Origin of the sequence: Streptomyces fructofermentans (assembly GCF_014651055.1) — a bacterium.
Lineage (GTDB): Bacteria > Actinomycetota > Actinomycetes > Streptomycetales > Streptomycetaceae > Streptomyces > Streptomyces fructofermentans.
The window spans coordinates 1-22,122 of sequence record NZ_BMWD01000018.1 but is presented as its reverse complement, the minus strand read 5'-3'; the positions used below and the strand labels follow the sequence as shown (position 1 = coordinate 22,122).

The 22,122-nt window shown below is 70.9% G+C and carries 22 protein-coding genes; 9 read left to right on the top strand and 13 right to left on the bottom strand.

All coding sequences use genetic code 11. The features are described 5' to 3' along the window. Positions 1-47: 47 nt before the first annotated feature. Genes IE265_RS23375 through IE265_RS23340 form a run of 8 tightly spaced genes read right to left on the bottom strand, consistent with a single transcriptional unit; the run spans position 48 to position 6,611 of the window. Complete coding sequence (locus tag IE265_RS23375; RefSeq protein ID WP_030039960.1) at positions 48-380, bottom strand: metal-sulfur cluster assembly factor; 333 nt, start codon at positions 378-380, stop codon at positions 48-50. Beyond that, a complete protein-coding gene (gene sufU, locus IE265_RS23370) occupies positions 377-844 on the bottom strand; it encodes a Fe-S cluster assembly sulfur transfer protein SufU (RefSeq protein ID WP_190037615.1) in 468 nt (155 codons plus the stop codon). Before sufU ends, IE265_RS23375 begins: the two co-directional genes overlap by 4 nt. 19 nt (positions 845-863) lie before the next feature. Next, positions 864-2,120 carry a cysteine desulfurase gene (locus IE265_RS23365; protein ID WP_190037614.1) on the bottom strand — a complete coding sequence of 419 codons (1,257 nt, stop codon included), beginning with the start codon at positions 2,118-2,120 and terminating at the stop codon, positions 864-866. Beyond that, complete coding sequence (sufC, locus tag IE265_RS23360) at positions 2,117-2,881, bottom strand: Fe-S cluster assembly ATPase SufC (RefSeq protein ID WP_190037613.1); 765 nt, start codon at positions 2,879-2,881, stop codon at positions 2,117-2,119. The genes IE265_RS23365 and sufC overlap by 4 nt, the downstream gene beginning before the upstream one ends. Before the next feature lie 7 nt (positions 2,882-2,888). Beyond that, complete coding sequence (locus IE265_RS23355; protein ID WP_190037612.1) at positions 2,889-3,230, bottom strand: non-heme iron oxygenase ferredoxin subunit; 342 nt, start codon at positions 3,228-3,230, stop codon at positions 2,889-2,891. Further along, a complete protein-coding gene (gene sufD, locus IE265_RS23350) occupies positions 3,230-4,411 on the bottom strand; it encodes a Fe-S cluster assembly protein SufD (protein WP_190037611.1) in 1,182 nt (393 codons plus the stop codon). The genes IE265_RS23355 and sufD overlap by 1 nt, the downstream gene beginning before the upstream one ends. A 56-nt stretch (positions 4,412-4,467) precedes the next feature. Further along, the gene (sufB, locus tag IE265_RS23345) at positions 4,468-5,889 is read right to left on the bottom strand and encodes a Fe-S cluster assembly protein SufB (RefSeq protein WP_190037610.1); all 1,422 of its coding nucleotides are present in this window, start codon (positions 5,887-5,889) and stop codon (positions 4,468-4,470) included. Continuing rightward, a complete protein-coding gene (locus tag IE265_RS23340) occupies positions 5,886-6,611 on the bottom strand; it encodes a helix-turn-helix transcriptional regulator (RefSeq protein WP_190037609.1) in 726 nt (241 codons plus the stop codon). Before IE265_RS23340 ends, sufB begins: the two co-directional genes overlap by 4 nt. Positions 6,612-6,772: 161 nt before the next feature. Here IE265_RS23340 and IE265_RS23335 point away from each other — a divergent pair, with 161 nt between their 5' ends. The 4 genes from IE265_RS23335 (at position 6,773) to IE265_RS23320 (ending at position 10,545) form a co-directional block, all read left to right on the top strand. Then, a complete protein-coding gene (locus IE265_RS23335; protein WP_190037608.1) occupies positions 6,773-7,612 on the top strand; it encodes an AAC(3) family N-acetyltransferase in 840 nt (279 codons plus the stop codon). A gap of 68 nt (positions 7,613-7,680) precedes the next feature. Next, positions 7,681-8,604 (top strand): ABC transporter ATP-binding protein, encoded by a 924-nt coding sequence (locus IE265_RS23330; protein ID WP_190037607.1) that lies wholly within the window; start codon positions 7,681-7,683, stop codon positions 8,602-8,604. Continuing rightward, entirely contained in the window at positions 8,601-9,371 is a 771-nt protein-coding gene (locus IE265_RS23325; protein WP_190037606.1) for an ABC transporter permease, read from the top strand. Before IE265_RS23330 ends, IE265_RS23325 begins: the two co-directional genes overlap by 4 nt. 166 nt (positions 9,372-9,537) lie before the next feature. After that, positions 9,538-10,545 (top strand): COX15/CtaA family protein, encoded by a 1,008-nt coding sequence (locus IE265_RS23320; RefSeq protein WP_190037605.1) that lies wholly within the window; start codon positions 9,538-9,540, stop codon positions 10,543-10,545. Positions 10,546-10,576: 31 nt separating this feature from the next. On the opposite strand, the gene IE265_RS23315 is transcribed toward IE265_RS23320, so the two are convergent. The 4 genes from IE265_RS23315 to IE265_RS23300 all read right to left on the bottom strand — a co-directional run bounded on the left by IE265_RS23315 (position 10,577) and on the right by IE265_RS23300 (position 14,052). After that, positions 10,577-11,344 (bottom strand): nucleotidyltransferase domain-containing protein, encoded by a 768-nt coding sequence (locus tag IE265_RS23315; RefSeq protein WP_190037604.1) that lies wholly within the window; start codon positions 11,342-11,344, stop codon positions 10,577-10,579. Positions 11,345-11,362: 18 nt separating this feature from the next. Next, positions 11,363-12,469: an amidohydrolase family protein gene (locus IE265_RS23310; protein WP_190037603.1), complete on the bottom strand. Its 1,107-nt coding sequence runs from the start codon at positions 12,467-12,469 to the stop codon at positions 11,363-11,365. Positions 12,470-12,613: 144 nt separating this feature from the next. Then, on the bottom strand, positions 12,614-12,979 hold the full coding sequence (locus tag IE265_RS23305) for a hypothetical protein (RefSeq protein WP_190037602.1): 366 nt from the start codon (positions 12,977-12,979) through the stop codon (positions 12,614-12,616). A gap of 125 nt (positions 12,980-13,104) precedes the next feature. Next, entirely contained in the window at positions 13,105-14,052 is a 948-nt protein-coding gene (locus IE265_RS23300; RefSeq protein WP_190037601.1) for a heme o synthase, read from the bottom strand. 361 nt (positions 14,053-14,413) lie between these two features. On the opposite strand from IE265_RS23300, the gene tkt reads away from it, so the two are divergent. Genes tkt through pgl form a run of 5 tightly spaced genes read left to right on the top strand, consistent with a single transcriptional unit; the run spans position 14,414 to position 21,031 of the window. Continuing rightward, entirely contained in the window at positions 14,414-16,501 is a 2,088-nt protein-coding gene (tkt, locus tag IE265_RS23295) for a transketolase (protein WP_190037600.1), read from the top strand. 34 nt (positions 16,502-16,535) lie between these two features. After that, complete coding sequence (gene tal / locus IE265_RS23290; RefSeq protein WP_190037599.1) at positions 16,536-17,654, top strand: transaldolase; 1,119 nt, start codon at positions 16,536-16,538, stop codon at positions 17,652-17,654. A 4-nt stretch (positions 17,655-17,658) separates the two neighbouring features. Beyond that, the gene (zwf, locus tag IE265_RS23285; RefSeq protein WP_190037598.1) at positions 17,659-19,182 is read left to right on the top strand and encodes a glucose-6-phosphate dehydrogenase; all 1,524 of its coding nucleotides are present in this window, start codon (positions 17,659-17,661) and stop codon (positions 19,180-19,182) included. After that, on the top strand, positions 19,179-20,252 hold the full coding sequence (gene opcA / locus IE265_RS23280; protein WP_190037597.1) for a glucose-6-phosphate dehydrogenase assembly protein OpcA: 1,074 nt from the start codon (positions 19,179-19,181) through the stop codon (positions 20,250-20,252). Before zwf ends, opcA begins: the two co-directional genes overlap by 4 nt. Beyond that, entirely contained in the window at positions 20,249-21,031 is a 783-nt protein-coding gene (pgl, locus tag IE265_RS23275; RefSeq protein ID WP_190037596.1) for a 6-phosphogluconolactonase, read from the top strand. The genes opcA and pgl overlap by 4 nt, the downstream gene beginning before the upstream one ends. A 256-nt stretch (positions 21,032-21,287) precedes the next feature. On the opposite strand, the gene IE265_RS23270 is transcribed toward pgl, so the two are convergent. Further along, the coding region (locus IE265_RS23270) for a phosphoglucose isomerase-related protein (protein ID WP_506005201.1) at positions 21,288-22,122 on the bottom strand (835 nt) is incomplete at its 5' end.

Here is a 22,122-nt window from a genome sequence, read left to right as displayed (position 1 = left end):
GCCGGGGGCCGCTTCCACGTACACGGGGAGATCGGGGAGCCGTGGGCTCAGACGTTGAAGCCCAGCGCCCGAAGCTGCTCACGGCCGTCGTCCGTGATCTTGTCCGGGCCCCACGGCGGCATCCACACCCAGTTGATGCGGAGTTCGTTGACGATGCCGTCCGTGGCGGACTTGGCCTGGTCCTCGATGACGTCGGTGAGCGGGCACGCCGCCGACGTCAGGGTCATGTCGATCGTCGCGATGTTCGCGTCGTCGATGTGGATCCCGTAGATGAGTCCGAGGTTGACGACGTCGATGCCCAGTTCGGGGTCGACGACGTCGTACAGGGCCTCGCGGACCTCTTCCTCCGAGGCCGGCTTCATCTCGATGGTCTCGCTCATGCCGTCTTCCTTTCGGCGTCGGCCGCGCCCAGGGCCTGGGCCGTCGCGTCCTTCCACGCCATCCAGCTCAGCAGCGCGCACTTCACACGGGCGGGGTACTTGGAGACACCGGCGAACGCGATCGCGTCCTCCAGCACCTCCTCCATGGCGTCGTCCGGCTCGATCCGGCCCTTGGACTGCATCAGCTCCAGGAAGGTCTCCTGGATCTTCTGCGCCTCGGCGATCTCCTTGCCGACCAGCAGTTCGTTGAGCACGGAGGCCGAGGCCTGGCTGATGGAGCAGCCCTGGCCCTCGTACGAGACGTCACTGACCGTCGTGCCGTCGTACTTCACCCGCAGGGTGATCTCGTCGCCGCACGTCGGGTTGACGTGGTGCACCTCGGCATCGCCATCCCGCAGACCGCGCCCGTGCGGGTGCTTGTAGTGGTCCAGGATGACTTCCTGGTACATCGAATCCAGCTTCATGCGATCGCTCGCCAATCCCTCAGCCGAAGAAGTTCCGTACGTGCTCCAGCCCGTCGACCAGTGCGTCGATCTCGGCCGGCGTGGAGTACAGATAGAACGACGCCCGCGTGGTCGCGGGAATTCCGTACCGCAGGCAGACCGGCCGCGCGCAGTGGTGGCCGACGCGGACCGCGATGCCCTGCTCGTCGAGGACCTGGCCCACGTCGTGCGGGTGGATGTCGCCGAGTGTGAAGGAGATCGCCGCGCCGCGGTCCTCGGCCGTGGTGGGGCCGATGATCCGCAGACCGGGCACCTCCGCGAACCGCTTCACCGCGTACTCGGTGAGGGCGTGCTCGTGGGCGAGGATCTTGTCCATGCCGATCGAGTTCAGGTAGTCGATCGCCGCGCCCAGACCGACCGCCTGCGCGATCGGCGGGGTGCCCGCCTCGAACTTGTGGGGCGCCGGGGCGTACGTCGACGAGTGCATCGACACCGTCTCGATCATCTCGCCGCCGCCGAGGAACGGGGGCAGGTCCTCCAGGAGCTCCTGGCGTCCCCACAGCACCCCGATGCCCGTCGGGCCGCACATCTTGTGGCCGGTGAAGGCCACGAAGTCGGCCTGCAGGGCCTGTACGTCGAGCGGCATGTGCGGCGCGGCCTGCGAGGCGTCGATGCAGACCAGAGCGCCGACCTCCTGCGCACGGCGCACTATCGCCTCGACCGGGTTGACCGTGCCGAGGATGTTCGACACCAGCACGAAGGAGACGATCTTCGTCTTCTCCGTGATGATCTCGTCGATGTTGGACAGGTCGAGCCGGCCGTCGTCGGTGAGGCCGAACCACTTCAGCTTCGCGCCCGTGCGCTGCGACAGCAGCTGCCACGGGACGATGTTGGAGTGGTGCTCCATCTCCGTGATGACGATCTCGGTCTCGTGGTCCACCCGGTAGGGCTCGTCGGCCCAGCCGAGCATGTTGGCCACGAGGTTGAGCGACTCGGAGGCGTTCTTCGTGAAGATCACCTCGTCGCGGCTCGGCGCGTTGATGAACGCCGCGACCTTGTCGCGCGCGCCCTCGTACAGCGCCGTGGCCTCCTCCGCGAGCACATGCACACCGCGGTGGACGTTGGCGTTGTAGCGCTCGTAGTAGCCACTGAGAGCGTCCAGCACCTGGCGCGGCTTCTGCGACGTCGCCGCGTTGTCCAGGTACACGAGCTTCTTGCCGTCGTGGACCTGCCGGTCCAGGATGGGGAAGTCCTTGCGGATCGCCTCGGTGTCGAGGAGGCCCGGCAGCTGTGTCACGCGGATACGCCACCCTTCGTGTAAGCCTCGTAGCCCTCGTTCTCCAGCTTGTCGGCGAGCTCGGCGCCGCCGGACTCGACGATCCGGCCCGCGGAGAAGACGTGGACGAAGTCGGGCTTGATGTAGCGCAGGATGCGCGTGTAGTGGGTGATCAGCAGGGTGCCCACCTCGCCGCCCTCGCGGACGCGGTTGACGCCCTCGGAGACGACGCGCAGGGCGTCGACGTCCAGGCCGGAGTCGGTCTCGTCGAGGATCGCGATCTTCGGCTTGAGGAGCTCCAGCTGGAGGATCTCGTGGCGCTTCTTCTCACCGCCGGAGAAGCCCTCGTTGACGTTGCGCTCGGCGAAGGCCGGGTCCATGTTGAGGCGCTCCATGGCCTCCCGGACCTCCTTCACCCAGGTACGCAGCTTGGGGGCCTCGCCGCGGACGGCCGTGGCGGAGGTGCGCAGGAAGTTGGAGACCGAGACGCCGGGGATCTCGACCGGGTACTGCATCGCCAGGAACAGGCCCGCGCGGGCGCGCTCGTCGACGGACATCTCGAGGACGTCCTCGCCGTCGAGGGTGACGGTGCCACCGGTGATCGTGTACTTCGGGTGGCCCGCGAGCGAGTAGGCGAGGGTCGACTTGCCGGAGCCGTTGGGGCCCATGATGGCGTGCGTCTCGCCCTGCTTCACGGTCAGGTCGACGCCCTTGAGGATCTCCTTCGTGGCGTTGTCGGCCTCGACGGTGACGTGCAGGTCGTGGATTTCAAGCGTTGCCATGGGTTCCTCAGGACTCCTGGTTGAGGGAGGCGCCTACGTCGACAAGGACGCTGCCCCCTTCGATCTTTACGGGATATACGGGTACGGGTCGCGTCGCGGGGAGGCCGGACGGCTTGCCGGTGCGGAGGTCGAACGCGGAGCCGTGCAGCCAGCACTCGATCTGACAGTCCTCCACCTCGCCCTCGGAGAGCGAGACGTTCGCGTGCGAGCAGATGTCGTGGATCGCGAACACCTCCCCCTCGGTACGGACGACCGAGACCGGCGTGCCGTCGAGTTCCACCCGTTTCGGGGTGTCCTCCTCCAGCTCGTCCAGCCCGCAGGCGCGCAGGTACGTGGGAGAGTCAGCCATCAGACCGACGCCTCCAGCTCCTCGTCGATCCGTACGAGGAGCCGTTCCTGGAGGTCGGCGACACCGATCTGCTGGACGAGTTCGGCGAAGAAGCCCCGGACGACCAGTCGGCGGGCCTCGTCGGCCGGGATGCCGCGGGCCATCAGGTAGAAGAGCTGCTCGTCATCGAAGCGGCCGGTGGCGCTGGCGTGTCCCGCGCCCACGATCTCGCCGGTCTCGATCTCGAGGTTCGGCACGGAGTCGACGCGGGCACCGTCGGTCAGAACCAGGTTGCGGTTCATCTCGTACGTGTCCGTGCCCTCGGCCTTGGCCTCGATGAGGACGTCGCCGATCCACACCGCGTGGGCGCTCTCGCCCTGGAGCGCGCCCTTGTAGACGACGTTCGACTTGCAGTGCGGGACGTTGTGGTCGACCAGGAGGCGGTGCTCCTGGTGCTGGCCGGCGTCGGTGAAGTAGAGGCCGAACAGCTCGGCCTCGCCGCCCGTGCCGGCGTACGCGACGCGGGGGTGCAGTCGTACGAGGTCGCCGCCGAAGGTGACCACGACGGACTTGAAGGTGGCGTCGCGGCCGATCAGCGCGTTGTGCTGGGCGACGTGGACGGCCTTGTCGTCCCAGTCCTGGACGGAGACGACGGTGAGCTTGGCGCCGTCGCCGAGGACGTAGTCGACGTTGGCGGCGAGCACGGCGTCACCGGTGTGGTCGATGACGACGACGGCTTCGGCGAAGGCTCCCAGTTCGATGACCTGGTGGCCGTAGGAGGTCCCGCCCTGGCCGCGTACGGCGATGCGGATCGGCTCGGTGAGCACCGTCTCCTTGGGGACGGTGATGACACCGGCCTTCTCGAACGCCGAGTAGGCCTGGGCGGCGACGCGGTCCACGGGGGTGCCCGCGGTGCCGAGCCGGGCGTCGTCGCGTCCGACGGTCTCGACCGTGACGCCCTCGGGCGCCTCGATCTCGACGCTCACACCGTCGCCGGTGACGACCGCGGTGCCGTCGTGCAGGCCCCGCAGCCGCTCCAGCGGCGTGAACCGCCACTCCTCCTCGCGGCCGTGGGGGACGGGGAAGTCCGCCACGTCGAAGGACGGGGGCGCGCTCATGCGCGTGGCGACGGTCGACTCTGCGGCCACCGCGATCTGGCCGGCGGTGGTGGACCCGACCGGGATGTTCTGAGCCTCAGCCATGGCTGTCGTTGTGCTCTCTTCCTACGTCAGAAATCTTCGGGCTTCCGGAGGCGGGGTCAGCCGACCGCGCCTTCCATCTGCAGCTCGATCAGCCGGTTGAGCTCCAGGGCGTACTCCATGGGCAGCTCCTTGGCGATGGGCTCGACGAAGCCGCGCACGATCATCGCCATCGCCTCGAACTCGGTCATGCCGCGGCTCATCAGGTAGAAGAGCTGGTCGTCCGAGACCTTGGAGACGGTCGCCTCGTGGCCCATGGACACGTCGTCCTCGCGGACGTCCACGTAGGGGTACGTGTCGGAGCGGGAGATGGTGTCGACGAGCAGCGCGTCGCACAGCACGTTCGACTTGGAGCCGTGGGCGCCCTCGCCGATCTCGACGAGACCGCGGTAGGACGTACGGCCGCCGCCGCGCGCCACGGACTTCGACACGATGTTGGACGACGTGTTCGGCGCCATGTGGACCATCTTGGAGCCGGCGTCCTGGTGCTGGCCCTCGCCCGCGAAGGCGATGGAGAGGGTCTCGCCCTTGGCGTGCTCGCCCATCAGGTAGACGGCCGGGTACTTCATGGTGACCTTGGAGCCGATGTTGCCGTCGATCCACTCCATGGTCGCGCCCTCGTACGCCACGGCGCGCTTGGTGACCAGGTTGTAGACGTTGTTCGACCAGTTCTGGATGGTCGTGTAGCGGCAGCGGGCGCCCTTCTTCACGATGATCTCGACCACCGCGGAGTGCAGGGAGTCCGACTTGTAGATCGGCGCCGTGCAGCCCTCGACGTAGTGGACGTAGGCGTCCTCGTCGACGATGATCAGCGTCCGCTCGAACTGGCCCATGTTCTCCGTGTTGATACGGAAGTAGGCCTGGAGCGGGATCTCGACGTGCACGCCCTTCGGCACGTAGATGAAGGAGCCGCCGGACCACACCGCGGTGTTCAGCGACGCGAACTTGTTGTCGCCGACCGGGATGACCGTGCCGAAGTACTCCTTGAAGAGCTCCGGGTGCTCCTTCAGGGCCGTGTCGGTGTCCAGGAAGATGACGCCCTGCTCCTCCAGGTCCTCGCGGATCTGGTGGTAGACGACCTCGGACTCGTACTGGGCCGCGACACCGGCGACGAGGCGCTGCTTCTCCGCCTCGGGGATGCCGAGCCTGTCGTACGTGTTCTTGATGTCCTCGGGCAGGTCCTCCCAGGACTCCGCCTGCTTCTCCGTGGAGCGCACGAAGTACTTGATGTTGTCGAAGTCGATGCCCGACAGGTCCGAGCCCCAGTTCGGCATGGGCTTCTTCTCGAAGAGGCGCAGGCCCTTGAGGCGGAGCTTGGTCATCCACTCCGGCTCGCTCTTCTTCGAGGAGATGTCCCGGACGACGTCCTCGTTGATGCCGCGCTTCGCCGAGGCGCCGGCCGTGTCGGAGTCGGCCCAGCCGTATTCGTACTTGCCCAGGCCTTCGAGCTCAGGATGGGCAGTCTCCGTGGGGAGCGTCATGCGGGGTTCCTCCCGGCCGTGCTTGCGGATTCGTTCTCGGTGGTCTGGTGTGCCGCCGCGGGGATGAACGTCGTGCAGACGCCGTCTCCGTGGGCGATGGTGGCCAGCCGCTGGACGTGCGTGCCGAGCAGCTGGGAAAAGATCTCGGTCTCCGCCTCGCACAGCTGGGGGAACTGCTCGGCGACGTGGGCGACCGGGCAGTGGTGCTGGCAGAGCTGCTCGCCGACCGGCGCGCTGCGAGCCGTAGCAGCGTACCCGTCCGCACTCAGGGCCTTGGCCAGGGCTTCGGCGCGCTTCTCGGGGGCCGCGCCCTCCACGGCCTTGCGGTAGGCGTCGGCCTGGACGGCCATCCTGGCGCGGGCGAAGGCGACGACGGCGTCCTCGCCGCCCTCGCGCGAGGCGATCCAGCGCAGGGCGTCCGCGGCGAGCTTGTCGTAGGACTGGTCGAAGGCGTCCCGGCCGCAGTCGGTCAGGGCGAACACCTTGGCGGGCCGCCCGCGGGTGCGCGCGCCGTAGACGCGCTGTTCGCGGGGCTCGACCACGTCGTCGGAGACGAGGGCGTCGAGATGGCGCCGCACGGCGGCCTGGGTGAGGCCCAGCCGTGCCGCCAGATCGGCGACGGTCGAGGGGCCGTGGTCCAGGATCGACCGCGCGACACGGTTGCGCGTCGAGCGCTCACCGGTCGCGAGTTCCTCCTGCGGAGCCTCGCCAACGTTTTTCACAACGCCATTGTTGCGTAATTCCTCAGAGACTGACAAGCCGCGCCCGTCGGACCCGACGGTGCGCTGCATCACTTAGGTAAACCTAAGCTGACCTGCGCAAATGATCTTTGATCGATCAATCGGGTGGCGCCGGACCGGCTTCTCCAGCAGACTGCCGCACCATGCCCGAACCCCTTCCGACCGGCCCCCTCGTCACCCGCGCGGGCCTCGCCGCGGACCTGCGCGCGCTCGGCGTGCGCCCCGGCGAGACGCTCCTCGCGCACTCGTCGCTGAGTTCCCTCGGCTGGGTCAACGGCGGCGCCGTCGCCGTCGTCCTGGCGCTGCTCGACGCCCTCGGCCCCGACGGAACCCTGGTGGTCCCGACCCAGACGGGCCACCTCAGCGACCCCGCGCTGTGGCGGCGCCCGCCCGCCCCCGAGGCGTGGTGGGCGACGATCCGCGCCACGATGCCCGCCTACGACCCGCTCGTGACACCCACCCGCGGGGTGGGCGTCGTCCCGGAGACCGTGCGCACCTGGCCGGGCGCGCTGCGCAGCGCGCATCCGCAGACCTCGTTCGCCGCCGTCGGCCCGCGCGCGGCCGCGGTCGTCGAGGGGCACGCCCCGGACTGCCGGCTGGGCGAGGCCAGTCCCCTGGCCCGCCTGGAGGAGCTGGGCGCGCGGGTGCTGCTGCTCGGCGCGGGCTACGACTCCTGCACCGGCTTCCACCTGGCCGAGTACCGCATCCCCTCGCCGCGCGTCGAGGTGGGCAGGCCGGTCCGCTCCCCCGAGGGCTCCCGCTGGGAGGTCGTGACGGAGGTCTCCATCGACTCGGAGCGGTTCGACGAACTGGGCGCGGACTTCGAGCGCGACCGCCCCGTGGTCCGCGGCCGGGTGGGCGCGGCGGACGCGCGGCTGTTCCCGCTGGCCGACGCCGTGGCGTACGCCCGGCGGTGGCTGCCCGTGCACCGCTCGCGCGAGGACCTGATCGGCGAGGACGCCCCCGCCTCACGCCGCCCGTGACCCCACCCGCCCTCGGACGGCCGTCGCGCCGTCCCTAGACTTGGCGCTCATGCGAAGTGAGGCCGACCATGCGAAGTGAGCCCGTCGTCCGGGTCGAGAACCTGGTGATGAGGTACGGCGCCAAGACCGCCGTGGACGGCCTGGACCTGGTGGCCGGAGCGGGTGTCACGGCCGTGCTCGGACCCAACGGCGCCGGCAAGACGACCACGGTCGAGACCTGCGAGGGATACCGCAGGGCGCACTCCGGGACGGTACGGGTGCTGGGTCTGGACCCGGTGCGCGAGGCCTCGGCCCTGCGTCCGCGCGTCGGTGTGATGCTCCAGTCCGGCGGTGTCTACTCGGGGGCCCGCGCGGACGAGATGCTGCGGCACGTCGCCCGGCTGCACGCCCACCCGCTGGACGTGGACGCGCTGATCGAGCGCCTCGGGCTCGGGAGCTGCGGCCGTACGACGTACCGGCGGCTGTCCGGCGGCCAGCAGCAGCGCCTCGCGCTCGCCATGGCCGTCGTCGGCCGCCCCGAGCTGGTCTTCCTCGACGAGCCGACCGCCGGCCTGGACCCGCAGGCCCGCCGGGCCACCTGGGACCTGGTGCGCGACCTGCGCGCCGACGGCGTCTCGGTGATCCTCACCACGCACCACATGGACGAGGCGGAACAGCTCGCCGACGACGTGGCGATCATCGACGCGGGCCGTGTCGTCGCCCAGGGCCCGCCGGAGGAGCTGTGCCGCGGGGGCGCGGAGAACACCCTGCGCTTCTCCGGCCGGCCCGGGCTCGACCTGGCCTCGCTGCTGAAGGCCCTGCCCGCGGACTGCACGGCGGACGAGCTGACGCCGGGCGCCTACCGGGTCGGCGGCAAGGTCGACCCGCAACTGCTCGCGACCGTCACGACCTGGTGCGCCCAGCACGGCGTGATGCCGGAGAGGATCTCGGTGGAACGGCACACCCTGGAGGACGTCTTCCTGGAACTCACCGGCAAGGAGCTGCGCGGATGACCGCCACCGGCGCGTACGCCCCGAGGCCCGGAGCGGCCCCGCTCCCCCGCATGATCGCGACCCAGGCCGCGCTGGAGACGAGGATGCTCCTGCGCAACGGCGAGCAGCTCCTGCTGACCGTCGTCATCCCGACACTGCTCCTGGTCCTGTTCGGCGCCGTGGACATCGTCGACACGGGCGAGGGCAGGGCGGTGGACTTCCTGGCGCCCGGCATCCTCGCTCTCGCCGTCATGTCGACGGCCTTCACGGGCCAGGCGATCGCGACGGGCTTCGAGCGCCGGTACGGGGTGCTCAAGCGGCTCGCCGCCTCCCCGCTGCCCCGCTGGGGCCTGATGACCGCCAAGACGCTGTCCGTCCTGGTCACCGAGATCCTCCAGGTGCTCCTGGTCACCGTGATCGCCCTCGCCCTCGGCTGGTCGCCGCACGGCAGCCCGCTGGCCGTGCTGCTTCTGCTGGTCCTCGGCACTGCGGCCTTCTCGGGCCTCGGGCTGCTGATGGCGGGCACCCTGCGGGCGGAGGCCACGCTGGCGGCGGCCAACCTCGTCTTCCTGCTGCTGCTCGTCGGCGGCGGCGTGGTCGTCCCGCTGGACAAGTTCCCGCAGGCCGCCCAGGACGTCCTCGGCCTGCTGCCGATCACCGCCCTCTCGGAGGGCCTGCGGGACGTGCTCCAGCACGGCGCGGGCGTCCCGTGGGGCAACCTCGGCATCCTCGCCGTGTGGGCCGTCGTGGCGCTCGCCGCGGCGGGCCGGTTCTTCCGCTGGGAGTGACACCCGGGTGCTCCGGGGTCGCCTCAGGTCTTCCGTGGGCGTCCGTGGTCTTCCGCGGGTGTCCGCGGGCGCCTGCCGTGGCCCGCGGTGACACCCCGGTGGCCGGGAGTGATGCCGCGGCTCGGGGGAGGGCCCTCGTGAAAGCGTGCACAAGCAGCCCCCTACGATGGTTGCCGTGCCAAACGTGACCCGAGCCGACACCGCCCAAGCCGTGCGCAACCCGCTCGCCTTCATCGCCGCCCGCTGGACCCCGTCGCCCCGGACGGTCCGCCGGGCCGCTCTCGCCGCGCTCCTGGCGGCGGTCCTCATCGTCGTCACCGGTGGCGCCGTACGGCTGACCGGCTCGGGCCTCGGCTGCCCGACCTGGCCCAAGTGCACCGACGACTCGCTCACCACCACGAGCGCGATGGGCGTGCACGGCGTCATCGAGTTCGGCAACCGCATGCTCACGTACGTGCTGTGCGCCGCCGTCGGCTGGGCGATCGTCGCCGCGCGCTCGCAGAAGCCGTACCGCCGCAGCCTCACCCGGCTCGGCTGGGCGCAGTTCTGGGTCGTCATGGGCAACGCGGTCCTCGGCGGGGTCGTCGTCCTCGTGGGCCTGAACCCGTACACCGTCGCCGCGCACTTCCTGCTCTCCACCGCCCTGATCGCCGTCGCCGCGGTGATGTGGCAGCGCACCCGTGAGGGTGACGCGCCGCCGCGTCCGCTGGTCGGCAAGCCGGTCGCGCAGATGGTGTGGATCCTGGTCGCCGTCACCGTCCTGCTGATCGCCGTGGGCACGGTCGTGACCGGCGCCGGCCCGCACGCGGGCGACTCGAGCGAGGTCGAGCGCATCCCGCTGGACTGGGAGGACATCACCAAGCTGCACGCCGTGCTGGCCTGGATCGTGGTGACGCTGACCTTCGCGCTGTGGTTCGTGCTGAAGGCCGTCGACGCCCCGAAGGGGCCCCTGCGCCGCACTCGTGACCTGTTCCTCGTGCTGGTCGGACAGGGCGCCGTCGGGTACGTCCAGTACTTCACCGACCTGCCGGAGGTCCTGGTCGGCGTGCACATGTTCGGCTCGTGCCTCGTATGGATCGCCACGCTGCGCGTCCTGCTGTCCCTGCGGGAGCGGCCGGACGCCGCGCCGGAGCTGCCCGGCCAGTCGACGGAGTCCGCGCTCAGCCGCGCCTGAACCGCCCCCGGGCCCGCCGGTGTGCAGGACCTCAGTCCCGGGCGAGTCCGGCGTGCGCCGCCACGAGGCGGTCGATCGCCGGTCCCAGGAAGTCCCGGGTCAGCGCTCCCCGCCTGGCCGCCCACTCGCCGGACACGGCCGGCGGGCTCCCGTACCGCCGCTTCCGGACGTCCTCCACGACCTCGGCGGGCGCCCCGAGCCCGGGCAGCAGGTCGAGTGCCTCCCGCTTGGTGACGAGCCGGCCGTCCTCCAGGGTGACGGTGGCCCGGGCGAACGTGACCAGGCCCATGTCCACCCAGATGTCCTGGGTCCAGTCGGCCGCCCGGTCCACGTGCCGCCGCCAGTAGTCGCGCTGGTCGCGCACGATGTGCCGGGCGAGTTCGCGGTCCGTCACCGGCGGCACCAGCCCCTCGGGCCCCGCTCCCAGCAGGACCACCCCGGAAGTGTGCAGCTCGCGCCGGGTCACCGGGGTGACCGGCCGCGCGAGCAGGCGCCGGTGCGCCCATGTGAGGTGCCGCCGCCCCGGCGCGTCCGCCGCCGTCGCGGGCGTCAGATAGCTGCAGTGCAGTTTGCCGACGAGCGGTTCGCCGCGCAGGCGGGCGTGCAGCCGCGCGAGCCGCCACGCCGTGCCCGCCGTGACCGGGCCGTCCAGGACCGCGATGAGGTCCAGGTCGCTGCGGCCCTCCTGGTAGTCGTCCCCGCCCAGCGAGCCGTGCGCCCAGACGGCGACGGGGTCCTCGTCCCGCAGTTCGGCCAGGAAGCGCTTCAGCAGCCGGCCGGTCGCGTCACTGTGTGTCATGCACACAGTGTGGACAGCTCAGTCGACCCCGTACACCCGGCGCGCGTTCCCCGCCGCGACCAGCCCCGCCACGCGCTGCGCGTCGCTCAGCGACCACGCGCCCTCGGCCACCCAGGTGCCGAGCACCCGGGCCAGCGCGTCCCGGAACAGCCGCGCGCCGACCACGTGCAGCTCCGGCAGCCCCTGCGCCCCGCTGGAGAAGAGGAGCTTGCCGAACGGGGCGAGTTCGAGGATCTCCGACAGCACGGCGGACGCGCGGGCCCCCGTCCGGACCAGGGCGGCGCCCAGGTCCGCGTACACATGCGGGAACACCCCGGCGAGCTGCGCCGCGTGGCGGTGGTACGGGTAGCCGTGCAGCAGGATCAGGTCGGTGCCGAGGCCCGCCGTGGCCCGGGCGAAGCCGGTGATCAGCACGGGGTCCGTACGGTCGACGCGCAGAGCCGGCTCGCCGAGGCCGGCGTGCAGCTGGAGCGGCAGGCCGGAGGCGACCGCGATCCACAGCAGGTGCCGGAGCAGCACCGGGTCGCTCAGCGGGCCCCCGACCCGGCGACCCGCCAGCCACCGGCCGGCCGCTCCCCGCACCTCCCCGGGGCCGGGCGGCTCGGGAGCGAGCGCCAGCCCGTCCCGTACGCCCGCGACCGAGGTGAACGCGACGGCGTTCACGGCCGCCCCGTGCACCGACTCGGCGAGGTTGGCCAGGAAGGACTCGACGGTGCCCGAGGTGTCGGCGACCTGCTCGGCGAGCAGTTCCAGCCGGACGATCTCGTGCGCCCCGGCCGCTCCGGTGGAGGCCATCTCGCCGGGTCCCGTCAGGTCGCCCGGCAGTCCGGTGTCGACGAGGTAGGTCGTGATCCCGCTGCCGCGCAGCAGCCGGCGGCCCGACTCCAGGACGCCGAGCTCACGGCGTCTCGCCAGGTAGTGGGCCGGCGGGCAGTGCGGTTCCAGACCGAGCAGGGGCGGGCACCAGCGCCGTACCGCGAAACCCGTCTGGGTGTCGAAGAAGGTGGTGCCGGGCGCGGGCGGACCCTCGCCCCTGGCGAGGTGGGCCTCGAACGTGCCGAGGCCCAGCTCCGTGCGCAGGACGCCGTGGCAGTACTGGTCCACCAGCGACGGCGTTTCGATCATCCGGACTCCCCCGCGACTGGATCCTGTCTCTTCAGGACCTAACGGGTGAACCGGGCGTCAGGTGTTGCTTCCTCACACCCCGTGCGAACGAACCGCGCGGGACGGGACGCGCCGGACGGGGCGGCGACGCGCCCGCGGCCGGGGTCAGCCGTTGCCCGGGTTGCTCGGGCCGCCGATCTGGATACCCGCCATGCGGGTCCACTCGTACGGTCCGGTCCTGACCTTGTTCGCGAACTCCCCGTCGAAGGACTCGTGGACGGTGATGCCGGACTTCTTCACGGCCTGCTCGGCGATGGCGTACGTCCGGGCCACCACGTCGCCCCACTCGCCGTCCTCGCCGACGAGGACGACACGGGCGCCCGCCTGGCCGATGTACGCGATGTGGCCCTCGGCCCCGCCGTGGGACCGGGCGAAGCCCTCGATCCGCTTGGCGAGCCGCGCCGCGCGGCGCTCCGCCCTGGCGTCCGGCTTGGGGTCCGCGGCCTCGTCAACCTGCTGGGTGTCTGCCATGGCCAGGATGCTACCGACGGGTAGCGCGGACGGCGACGGCCGGGGTGCGTGGTGTTGCCCACGCGCCCGTGCCCCGCGGGGCACGGGCGGCGCGCACGGCCCGGGGCCGCGGGCGCGTGTCGTGGTCAGCGCAGGAACGGGTCCACGGCCACCGCGACGAACAGCAGCGACACATACGTGATGGACCAGTGGAAGAGCCGCATCTCCTTGAGCTTGGCGCCCACGGCGCCGTCCTTCGCGCGGGTCTGCAGGGCGTGCGCCTCCCAGAGCCACCAACCGCCGGTGACCAGGGCGACGGAGGTGTAGAACCACCCCGTGTAGCCGAGCGGGGTGAGCAGCAGCGAGACCGCGACCATCACCCAGCTGTAGAGGACGATCTGCCGGGCGACGACCTGGTTGGAGGCGACGACGGGAAGCATCGGAACGCCCACGCGCGCGTAGTCCTCCTTCACCTTCATGGAGAGCGGCCAGTAGTGCGGCGGCGTCCAGAAGAAGATGACGAGGAAGAGGATGACGGCGGCCCACGACATGGAGTCCGTGACCGCCGACCAGCCGATCAGCACCGGCATGCAGCCCGCGATGCCGCCCCAGACGATGTTCTGCGCGGTACGCCGTTTGAGGATCATCGTGTAGACGACCACGTAGAAGAGGAGCGCACCGAGCGACAGCCACGCGGACAGCCAGTTGACGAGCAGACCGAACCAGAGCGTGGAGACCGCGGCCAGCGTGAGGCCGAAGACGAGTCCCTCGCGCGGCGAGACCATGCCGGTGACCAGCGGCCGCTGCGACGTACGGTCCATCAGCGCGTCGATGTCCCGGTCGATGTACATGTTGAGCGCGTTGGCGCCGCCCGCGGAGAGGTATCCGCCCACGCAGGTCGCGAGGACCAGCCAGAGATCCGGCACACCCTGCTCGGCCAGGAACATCACCGGAACGGTGGTGATCAGCAGAAGCTCGATGATCCGCGGCTTGGTAAGAGCGACGAACGCCTTGATCCGGGCCCCGAACGGCCGGTGGTTCGTGCTCTGGCTCGCCTTGAGCACTCCCGCAGGACGGGATTCAACGGCCGTCACGCACACCCCTGACAGAGACATCCCAGCAAGCCTCCGGTGTGAACTCCGGGTAAAGGCTCGCGCGTACCACGCCACTGTAGACGTTGCCCAGACCCCGACCTTCGCGGGGGTCCGCTCGTGTTGAAAGGTGCCCGCCGCGGGACTGATCGGCATCGGATTGAGCAGTCGGATGAGCGGCTCCGTATTCACTTGCCGAATACGGAACGCGCCGGTCGGGAGGCGGAAGAGGGAGAGTCCCGGCAGTCTGGAATGACTCGAAAAAATGCGCGTTCCTACGGGGGTAGGCTCGACAACGGCCGGTGGGCGCGACGTGCACCGGCATTCGACATGTGGAACATGTGGAGAGGAGCCCTGACCCAGGGTGAGCACCAAGCCGACCACAACAGACCTCGAGTGGACCGAGTTGGACCAGCGGGCTGTGGACACCGCCCGCGTTCTGGCCGCCGATGCCGTACAGAAGGTCGGCAACGGCCATCCGGGTACGGCGATGAGCCTGGCGCCCGCGGCCTACACCCTCTTCCAGAAGGTGATGCGGCACGACCCGGCGGATCCCGACTGGACGGGCCGCGACCGGTTCGTACTGTCCGCGGGGCATTCGTCCCTGACGCTCTACATCCAGCTCTACCTGGCCGGTTTCGGTCTGGAGCTGGACGACCTGAAGTCCTTCAGGACCTGGGGTTCGCGGACTCCCGGGCACCCTGAGTACGGGCACACGCCCGGTGTGGAGACCACGACCGGGCCGCTGGGCCAGGGTGTGGCGAACGCGGTGGGCATGGCGATGGCCGCCCGCTACGAGCGGGGCCTGTTCGACCCGCAGGCGGCCCCCGGAACCTCGCCGTTCGACCACTTCGTCTACGCGATCGCCGGCGACGGCTGCCTCCAGGAGGGCATCTCGGCCGAGGCGTCCTCCCTCGCCGGCCACCAGCGGCTCGGCAACCTGATCCTGCTGTGGGACGACAACCACATCTCGATCGAGGGCGACACCGAGACGGCCGTCTCCGAGGACACCGCCAAGCGGTACGAGGCCTACGGCTGGCACGTCCAGCGCGTGGAGCCCAAGCCCAACGGCGACCTGGACCCGGCGGCCCTGTACGCGGCCATCGAGGCGGCGAAGGCCGTCACCGACCGGCCGTCGTTCATCGCGATGCGCTCGATCATCGCCTGGCCCGCCCCGAACGCGCAGAACACCGAGGCCGCGCACGGCTCGGCGCTCGGCGACGACGAGGTCGCGGCCACCAAGCGCGTGCTGGGCTTCGACCCCGAGCAGTCCTTCGAGGTCGCCGACGAGGTCATCGCCCACACCAGGCTGGCCCTGGACCGCGGCGCCCAGGCGAAGGCCGAGTGGGAGAAGGGCTTCGCCGCCTGGCGCACCGCCAGCCCCGAGCACGCGGCCGAGTTCGACCGCGTCGCCGCGGGCGCCCTGCCCACCGGCTGGGAGGAGAAGCTCCCCCTCTTCGAGGCGGGCAAGGGTGTCGCCACCCGTGCCGCGTCCGGGAAGGTGCTCCAGGCGCTCGGCGCGGTGATCCCGGAGCTGTGGGGCGGCTCCGCCGACCTCGCCGGCTCCAACAACACCACCATCGACAAGACCTCCTCCTTCCTCCCCGCGGACAACCCGCTCCCGGAGGCCGACCCGTACGGGCGCACGATCCACTTCGGCATCCGCGAGCACGCCATGGCCGCGGAGATGAACGGCATCGCCCTGCACGGCAACACCCGCATCTACGGCGGCACCTTCCTGGTGTTCTCCGACTACATGCGCAACGCCGTACGCCTGTCCGCCCTGATGCACCTGCCGGTGACGTACGTGTGGACCCACGACTCCATCGGCCTCGGCGAGGACGGACCCACCCACCAGCCCGTCGAACACCTCGCCGCGCTCCGCGCCATCCCCGGCCTCAACGTCGTACGCCCCGCCGACGCCAACGAGACCGCCATCGCCTGGGCCGAGATCCTCAGGCGCTGGACCAAGGTCTTCGGCAAGGGCGCCCCGCACGGCCTGGCGCTGACCCGCCAGGGCGTTCCCACGTACGAGCCCAACGCCGACACGGCGAAGGGCGGATACGTGCTCTTCGAGGCCGACGGCGGCGCGCCGCAGGTCGTCCTGATCGCCACCGGTTCCGAGGTCCACGTGGCCGTGGAGGCCCGCGAGCGGCTCCAGGCCGAGGGCGTGCCGACGCGCGTCGTGTCCATGCCGTGCGTGGAGTGGTTCGAGGAGCAGGACCAGGGGTACCGGGACTCGGTGCTGCCGCCCTCCGTTCGGGCGCGCGTCGCGGTCGAGGCGGGCATCGGTCTGACCTGGCACCGGTACGTCGGGGACGCGGGCCGCATCGTCTCCCTGGAGCACTTCGGCGCCTCCGCCGACGCCAAGGTCCTGTTCCGCGAGTTCGGCTTCACCGCCGAGAACGTCGCCACCGCCGCCCGGGAATCGCTCGCCGCGGCTCAGCGCTGACGCCGACATACGACACGTAGGAGATGCAATTTCCATGACAGACGCACTGAAGCGCCTCTCCGAGGAAGGCGTCGCGATCTGGCTGGACGACCTGTCGCGCAAGCGGATCACGTCCGGCAACCTCGCCGAACTGATCGACCAGCAGCACGTCGTGGGCGTCACCACCAACCCGTCGATCTTCCAGAAGGCGATCAGCAGCGGCGACGGCTACGAGCAGCAGCTCGCCGACCTCGCCGCGCGCAAGGTCACCGTCGAAGAGGCCATCCGCATGATCACGACGGCGGACGTCCGTGACGCCGCCGACATCCTGCGTCCGGTCTTCGACGCGACGCAGGGCCAGGACGGCCGCGTCTCGATCGAGGTCGACCCGCGCCTGGCGCACAACACCGCGGCGACGATCGCCGAGGCGAAGCAGCTCGCCTGGCTCGTCGACCGGCCGAACACGCTCATCAAGATCCCGGCGACCCGGGCCGGACTGCCCGCGATCACCGAGACGATCGGCCGGGGCATCAGCGTCAACGTCACGCTGATCTTCTCGCTGGAGCGCTACCGCGAGGTCATGGACGCCTACCTGGCGGGTCTGGAGAAGGCGCACGCCGCGGGCCTCGACCTCTCCAAGATCCACTCCGTGGCGTCCTTCTTCGTGTCCCGCGTGGACACCGAGATCGACAAGCGGCTGGACGCCCTGGGCACCCCCGAGGCCAAGGACGCCCGCGGCAAGGCCGGCCTGGCCAACGCGCGGCTCGCCTACGAGGCGTACGAGGAGGTCTTCTCCTCGGACCGCTGGCTGGCCCTGGACAAGGCGCAGGCCAACAAGCAGCGCGCGCTGTGGGCCTCGACGGGCGTCAAGGACCCGGCCTACAAGGACACCCTGTACGTCGACGACCTGGTCGCGCCGAACACGGTGAACACCATGCCGGAGGCGACCCTGGTCGCCGCCGAGGACCACGGTCGGATCACCGGCAACACCGTCGCCGGCACGTACGAGCAGTCCCGCGCCGAGCTCGACGCGGTCGAGAAGCTCGGGATCTCGTACGACGACGTGGTCCAGCTCCTGGAGGACGAGGGCGTCGAGAAGTTCGAGGCGTCCTGGAACGACCTGCTCAAGTCGACCGAGGCGGAGCTCCGGCGCCTCGCCCCCTCGGAGGGCTGAAATCTTGTCAAGCAGCAATCCGCTGCGTGACCCGGCGGACCGACGGCTCCCGCGTATCGCGGGGCCGTCGGGCCTCGTCATCTTCGGGGTCACGGGCGATTTGTCCCGTAAAAAGCTCATGCCTGCTGTTTATGACCTCGCCAACCGCGGTCTGCTGCCCCCGGGCTTCTCGCTCGTCGGCTTCGCCCGCCGCGAATGGGCGGACGAGGACTTCGCCCAGGAGGTCCACGACGCGGTCAAGGAGCACGCCCGCACCCCGTTCCGCGAGGAGGTCTGGCAGCAGCTCATCCAGGGGATGCGCTTCGTCCAGGGCACCTTCGACGACGACGACGCGTTCGAGCGGCTCCGCGAGACGATCGGCGAACTGGACAAGGCGCAGGGCACGGGCGGCAACTTCGCGTTCTACCTCTCCGTGCCGCCGTCCTCGTTCCCCGTGGTCATCCAGCAGCTGAAGAAGCACGGCCTGGCCGACCAGTCGAACGGCTCCTGGCGGCGCGCGGTCATCGAGAAGCCCTTCGGCCACAACCTGGCGTCGGCCGAGGAACTCAACGCGATCGTCCACGAGGTCTTCGCCCCGGACCAGGTCTTCCGCATCGACCACTACCTGGGCAAGGAGACCGTCCAGAACATCCTGGCGCTCCGCTTCGCCAACCAGATGTTCGAGCCGATCTGGAACCGGTCCTATGTGGACCACGTACAGATCACGATGGCCGAGGACATCGGCATCGGCGGCCGGGCCGGGTACTACGACGGCATCGGCGCGGCCCGTGACGTCATCCAGAACCACCTGCTCCAGCTCATGGCCCTCACGGCCATGGAGGAGCCCTCCTCCTTCGACGCGGACGCGCTCGCCGCCGAGAAGACCAAGGTCCTCGGCGCGGTGAAACTGCCGAAGGACCTCGGCGCCAACACGGTCCGCGGGCAGTACGCGGCGGGCTGGCAGGGCGGCGAGAAGGCCGTCGGCTATCTCCAGGAAGACGGGATCGACCCCAAGTCGAAGACCGACACCTACGCGGCGATCAAGCTGGAGGTCGACAACCGCCGCTGGGCGGGCGTCCCCTTCTACCTGCGCACCGGCAAGCGCCTGGGCCGCCGCGTCACGGAGATCGCGGTCGTCTTCCAGCGCGCCCCGCACTCCCCCTTCGACCACACGGCGACGGAGGAGCTCGGGCAGAACGCGATCGTCTTCCGCGTCCAGCCCGACGAGGGCATCACCGTCCGCTTCGGCTCCAAGGTGCCCGGCACCTCCATGGAGATCCGGGACGTGTCGATGGACTTCGCGTACGGCGAGTCGTTCACCGAGTCCAGCCCCGAGGCGTACGAGCGGCTGATCCTCGACGTGCTCCTCGGCGACTCGAACCTCTTCCCCCGCACCGAGGAGGTCGAGCTGTCCTGGAAGATCCTCGACCCGATCGAGGAGTACTGGGACCGGCACGGCAAGCCCGCGCAGTACCCCTCGGGAACGTGGGGCCCCGTCGAGGCGGACGAAATGCTCGAACGAGACGGACGGAGCTGGCGTCGCCCATGAAGACGGACCTCACGGACACCACGGCCAGCAAGATCAACAAGGCGCTCGTACGGGGGCGCAGGGCCATCGGCACCCCGGCCGTCGGCATGGTCCTCACCCTCGTCATCGTCACCGACGAGGAGAACGCCTACGACGCGCTCAAGGCCGCCAACGACGCCTCCCGCGAGCACCCCTCGCGCACCCTCGTGGTGGTCAAGCGCGTCTCGCGGTCGCCCCGCGACCGCACGCAGTCGCGCCTCGACGCCGAGGTGCGGGTCGGCGCGGACGCGGGCAGCGGCGAGACGGTCATCCTGCGCCTGTACGGCGAGGTCGTGGACCACGCGCAGTCCGTCGCGCTCCCCCTGCTCCTGCCGGACGCGCCCGTCGTCGTCTGGTGGCCGGTGAACGCCCCGGACGACCCGGCCAGCGATCCGCTGGGCGCGCTGGCCCAGCGCCGCGTCACCGACAGCTACTCGGCGGAGAAGCCCGCCGACGAGCTGAGGGCCCGCACGGACAACTACGAGCCGGGCGACACCGACCTGGCATGGGCCCGGATCACCCCGTGGCGCTCCATGCTGGCCGCGGCCCTCGACCAGATCAGCTGCGAGGTGATCTCCGCCGAGGTGGCGGGCGAGGAGTCCAACCCGAGCGTCGAGCTGCTCGCCATGTGGCTCGCCGACCGGCTCCACGTGCACGTACGGCGTGCCGTGTCCGCCGGTCCCGGTCTGACCCAGGTCCGCCTGGAGACGACCGGCGGGCCCATCACCCTGCACCGGTCGGACGGGGCGATGGCCACCCTGGCGCTGCCCGGGCAGCCGGACCGCGCGGTCGCCCTCAAGCGCCGCGAGACGTCCGAGCTGCTCGCGGAGGAGCTGCGCAGGCTCGACCCGGACGACACCTACGCGTCCGCGCTGCGGTTCGGCGTGGACCGCCTCGGCGGAAGCCACGCGGCCGCGCGGCGGACCGAGGCGCCCCCGCCGGCCACCGGCCCCCTGCCGGTACGGAAGGTTCCGGAGCCGGCGGCCGAGGGGGACGCGTCGCGGCCGTCCCCGGCGCAGATGCCCCCGGTCAAGAAGGCGGACTCCTCGTGAACACCCCGCAGCTCGTCGTCCACCGCGACAAGGAGCTGATGGCCCAGGCGGCCGCGGCCCGGCTGATCACGAAGATCGTGGACGCGCAGGCCTCGCGCGGTTCCGCGTCGGTCGTCCTGACCGGCGGCCGCAACGGCAACGGCCTGCTGGCCGCGCTCGCGGCGGCCCCGGCGCGGGACGCCGTCGACTGGAGCCGGCTGGACCTGTGGTGGGGCGACGAGCGGTTCCTGCCCGAGGGCGACCCGGAGCGCAACGTCACCCAGGCCCGCGCCGCGCTGCTCGACGCGGTGCCGGTGGACCCGAAGCGCGTGCACGCCATGCCCGCGTCGGACGGGCCGCACGGATCGGACGCTGACGAGGCGGCCGAGGCCTACGCGGCCGAGCTCGCCGAGGCCGCCGGGCCGGAGAACCACGGCCCGGTCCCGTCCTTCGACGTGCTGATGCTGGGCGTCGGACCGGACACCCACGTGGCGTCGCTCTTCCCTGAGCTGCCCGCGGTCCGTGAGACGCAGCGCACGGTCGTCGGCGTGCACGGCGCGCCGAAGCCGCCGCCGACCCGCGTCACCCTGACCCTGCCCGCGATCCGCGCGGCGCGTGAGGTGTGGCTGCTGGCGGCGGGCGAGGACAAGGCCCAGGCCGTGGCCATCGCCCTGTCGGGCGCGGGCGAGGTCCAGGCCCCGGCAGCCGGCGCGTACGGGCGCTCCCGCACGCTGTGGCTGCTGGACTCGGCCGCGGCTTCGGGTCTGCCGCGCTCGCTGTACCCGCCGGCTTCCCCGTGAGACGACGGCGGGGGCGGAGATCCGCCCCCGCCGTCCTCGGCGTTCCCGGCGGCTCCCGGCGGCGCGGACCTTGACCTGCCGGGCCGGTCCGACATGCGCAGCGGGTGGGTCGGCGGGCCGGTCGGCCGATGCACCGCTCCCCCGGTCCTGGGCCGCGTGACCCCCGGGCCCGCGGGGGACGTGTGGGAGGCGGGCGGTGCGAGCCGCCCGCCTCCCGTTCACGTGTTCCGTTCACGCCTCCCGCTCACGCGTTCCGTCAGCGGCCGCGCAGCTCCCGGTAGGTGGCGACGAGGGCGGTGGTGGAGGGGTCGAGTCCGGGTACGGTGGTGCCGTCGGTGAGGGCGGGTTCGATGCGTTTGGCGAGGACCTTGCCGAGTTCGACGCCCCACTGGTCGAAGGAGTCGATGTCCCAGATGGCGCCCTGGACGAACACCTTGTGCTCGTAGAGGGCGATCAACTGGCCCAGGACGGACGGGGTCAGCTCGGGGGCGAGGATCGTGGTCGTGGGACGGTTGCCCGCGAACGTCCGGTGCGCCACCAGGTCCTGCGGCACCCCCTCGGCCCGTACCTCCTCCGCGGTCCTGCCGAAGGCCAGCGCCTGGGTCTGCGCGAAGAAGTTCGCCATCAGCAGGTCGTGCTGGGCCGCGAGTCCCGGCGCCAGCTCACCGACGGGGTTCGCGAAACCGATGAAGTCGGCCGGCACCACCTTCGTGCCCTGATGGATCAACTGGTAGTAGGCGTGCTGCCCGTTGGTGCCCGGCGTGCCCCACACCACCGGCCCGGTCTGCCACTCCACCGCCCGCCCCTGACGGTCCACCGACTTGCCGTTGGACTCCATGTCGAGCTGCTGCAGATACGCCGTGAACCGCGACAGGTAGTGCGAGTACGGCAGCACCGCGTGCGACTGCGCGTCGAAGAAGTTCCCGTACCACACCCCCAGCAGGCCCATCAGCAACGGCACGTTCTCCTCGGCCGGCGCCGTCCGGAAGTGCTCGTCGACCAGACGGAACCCCTCCAGCATCTCCCGGAAGCGCTCCGGACCGACCGCGATCATCAACGCCAGCCCGATCGCCGAGTCGAACGAGTACCGC

Excerpts from the sequence above, each read along its gene's own strand:
- IE265_RS23315 (WP_190037604.1), bottom strand. The coding sequence starts at position 11,344 with ATGACACACAGTGACGCGACCGGCCGGCTGCTGAAGCGCTTCCTGGCC.
- sufD (WP_190037611.1), bottom strand. The coding sequence starts at position 4,411 with ATGGCTGAGGCTCAGAACATCCCGGTCGGGTCCACCACCGCCGGCCAG.
- IE265_RS23310 (WP_190037603.1), bottom strand. The coding sequence starts at position 12,469 with ATGATCGAAACGCCGTCGCTGGTGGACCAGTACTGCCACGGCGTCCTG.
- IE265_RS23355 (WP_190037612.1), bottom strand. The coding sequence starts at position 3,230 with ATGGCTGACTCTCCCACGTACCTGCGCGCCTGCGGGCTGGACGAGCTG.
- sufB (WP_190037610.1), bottom strand. The coding sequence starts at position 5,889 with ATGACGCTCCCCACGGAGACTGCCCATCCTGAGCTCGAAGGCCTGGGC.
- IE265_RS23325 (WP_190037606.1), top strand. The coding sequence starts at position 8,601 with ATGACCGCCACCGGCGCGTACGCCCCGAGGCCCGGAGCGGCCCCGCTC.
- IE265_RS23335 (WP_190037608.1), top strand. The coding sequence starts at position 6,773 with ATGCCCGAACCCCTTCCGACCGGCCCCCTCGTCACCCGCGCGGGCCTC.
- IE265_RS23375 (WP_030039960.1), bottom strand. The coding sequence starts at position 380 with ATGAGCGAGACCATCGAGATGAAGCCGGCCTCGGAGGAAGAGGTCCGC.
- IE265_RS23330 (WP_190037607.1), top strand. The coding sequence starts at position 7,681 with ATGCGAAGTGAGCCCGTCGTCCGGGTCGAGAACCTGGTGATGAGGTAC.
- tal (WP_190037599.1), top strand. The coding sequence starts at position 16,536 with ATGACAGACGCACTGAAGCGCCTCTCCGAGGAAGGCGTCGCGATCTGG.
- IE265_RS23305 (WP_190037602.1), bottom strand. The coding sequence starts at position 12,979 with ATGGCAGACACCCAGCAGGTTGACGAGGCCGCGGACCCCAAGCCGGAC.
- sufU (WP_190037615.1), bottom strand. The coding sequence starts at position 844 with ATGAAGCTGGATTCGATGTACCAGGAAGTCATCCTGGACCACTACAAG.
- sufC (WP_190037613.1), bottom strand. The coding sequence starts at position 2,881 with ATGGCAACGCTTGAAATCCACGACCTGCACGTCACCGTCGAGGCCGAC.
- IE265_RS23320 (WP_190037605.1), top strand. The coding sequence starts at position 9,538 with ATGGTTGCCGTGCCAAACGTGACCCGAGCCGACACCGCCCAAGCCGTG.
- opcA (WP_190037597.1), top strand. The coding sequence starts at position 19,179 with ATGAAGACGGACCTCACGGACACCACGGCCAGCAAGATCAACAAGGCG.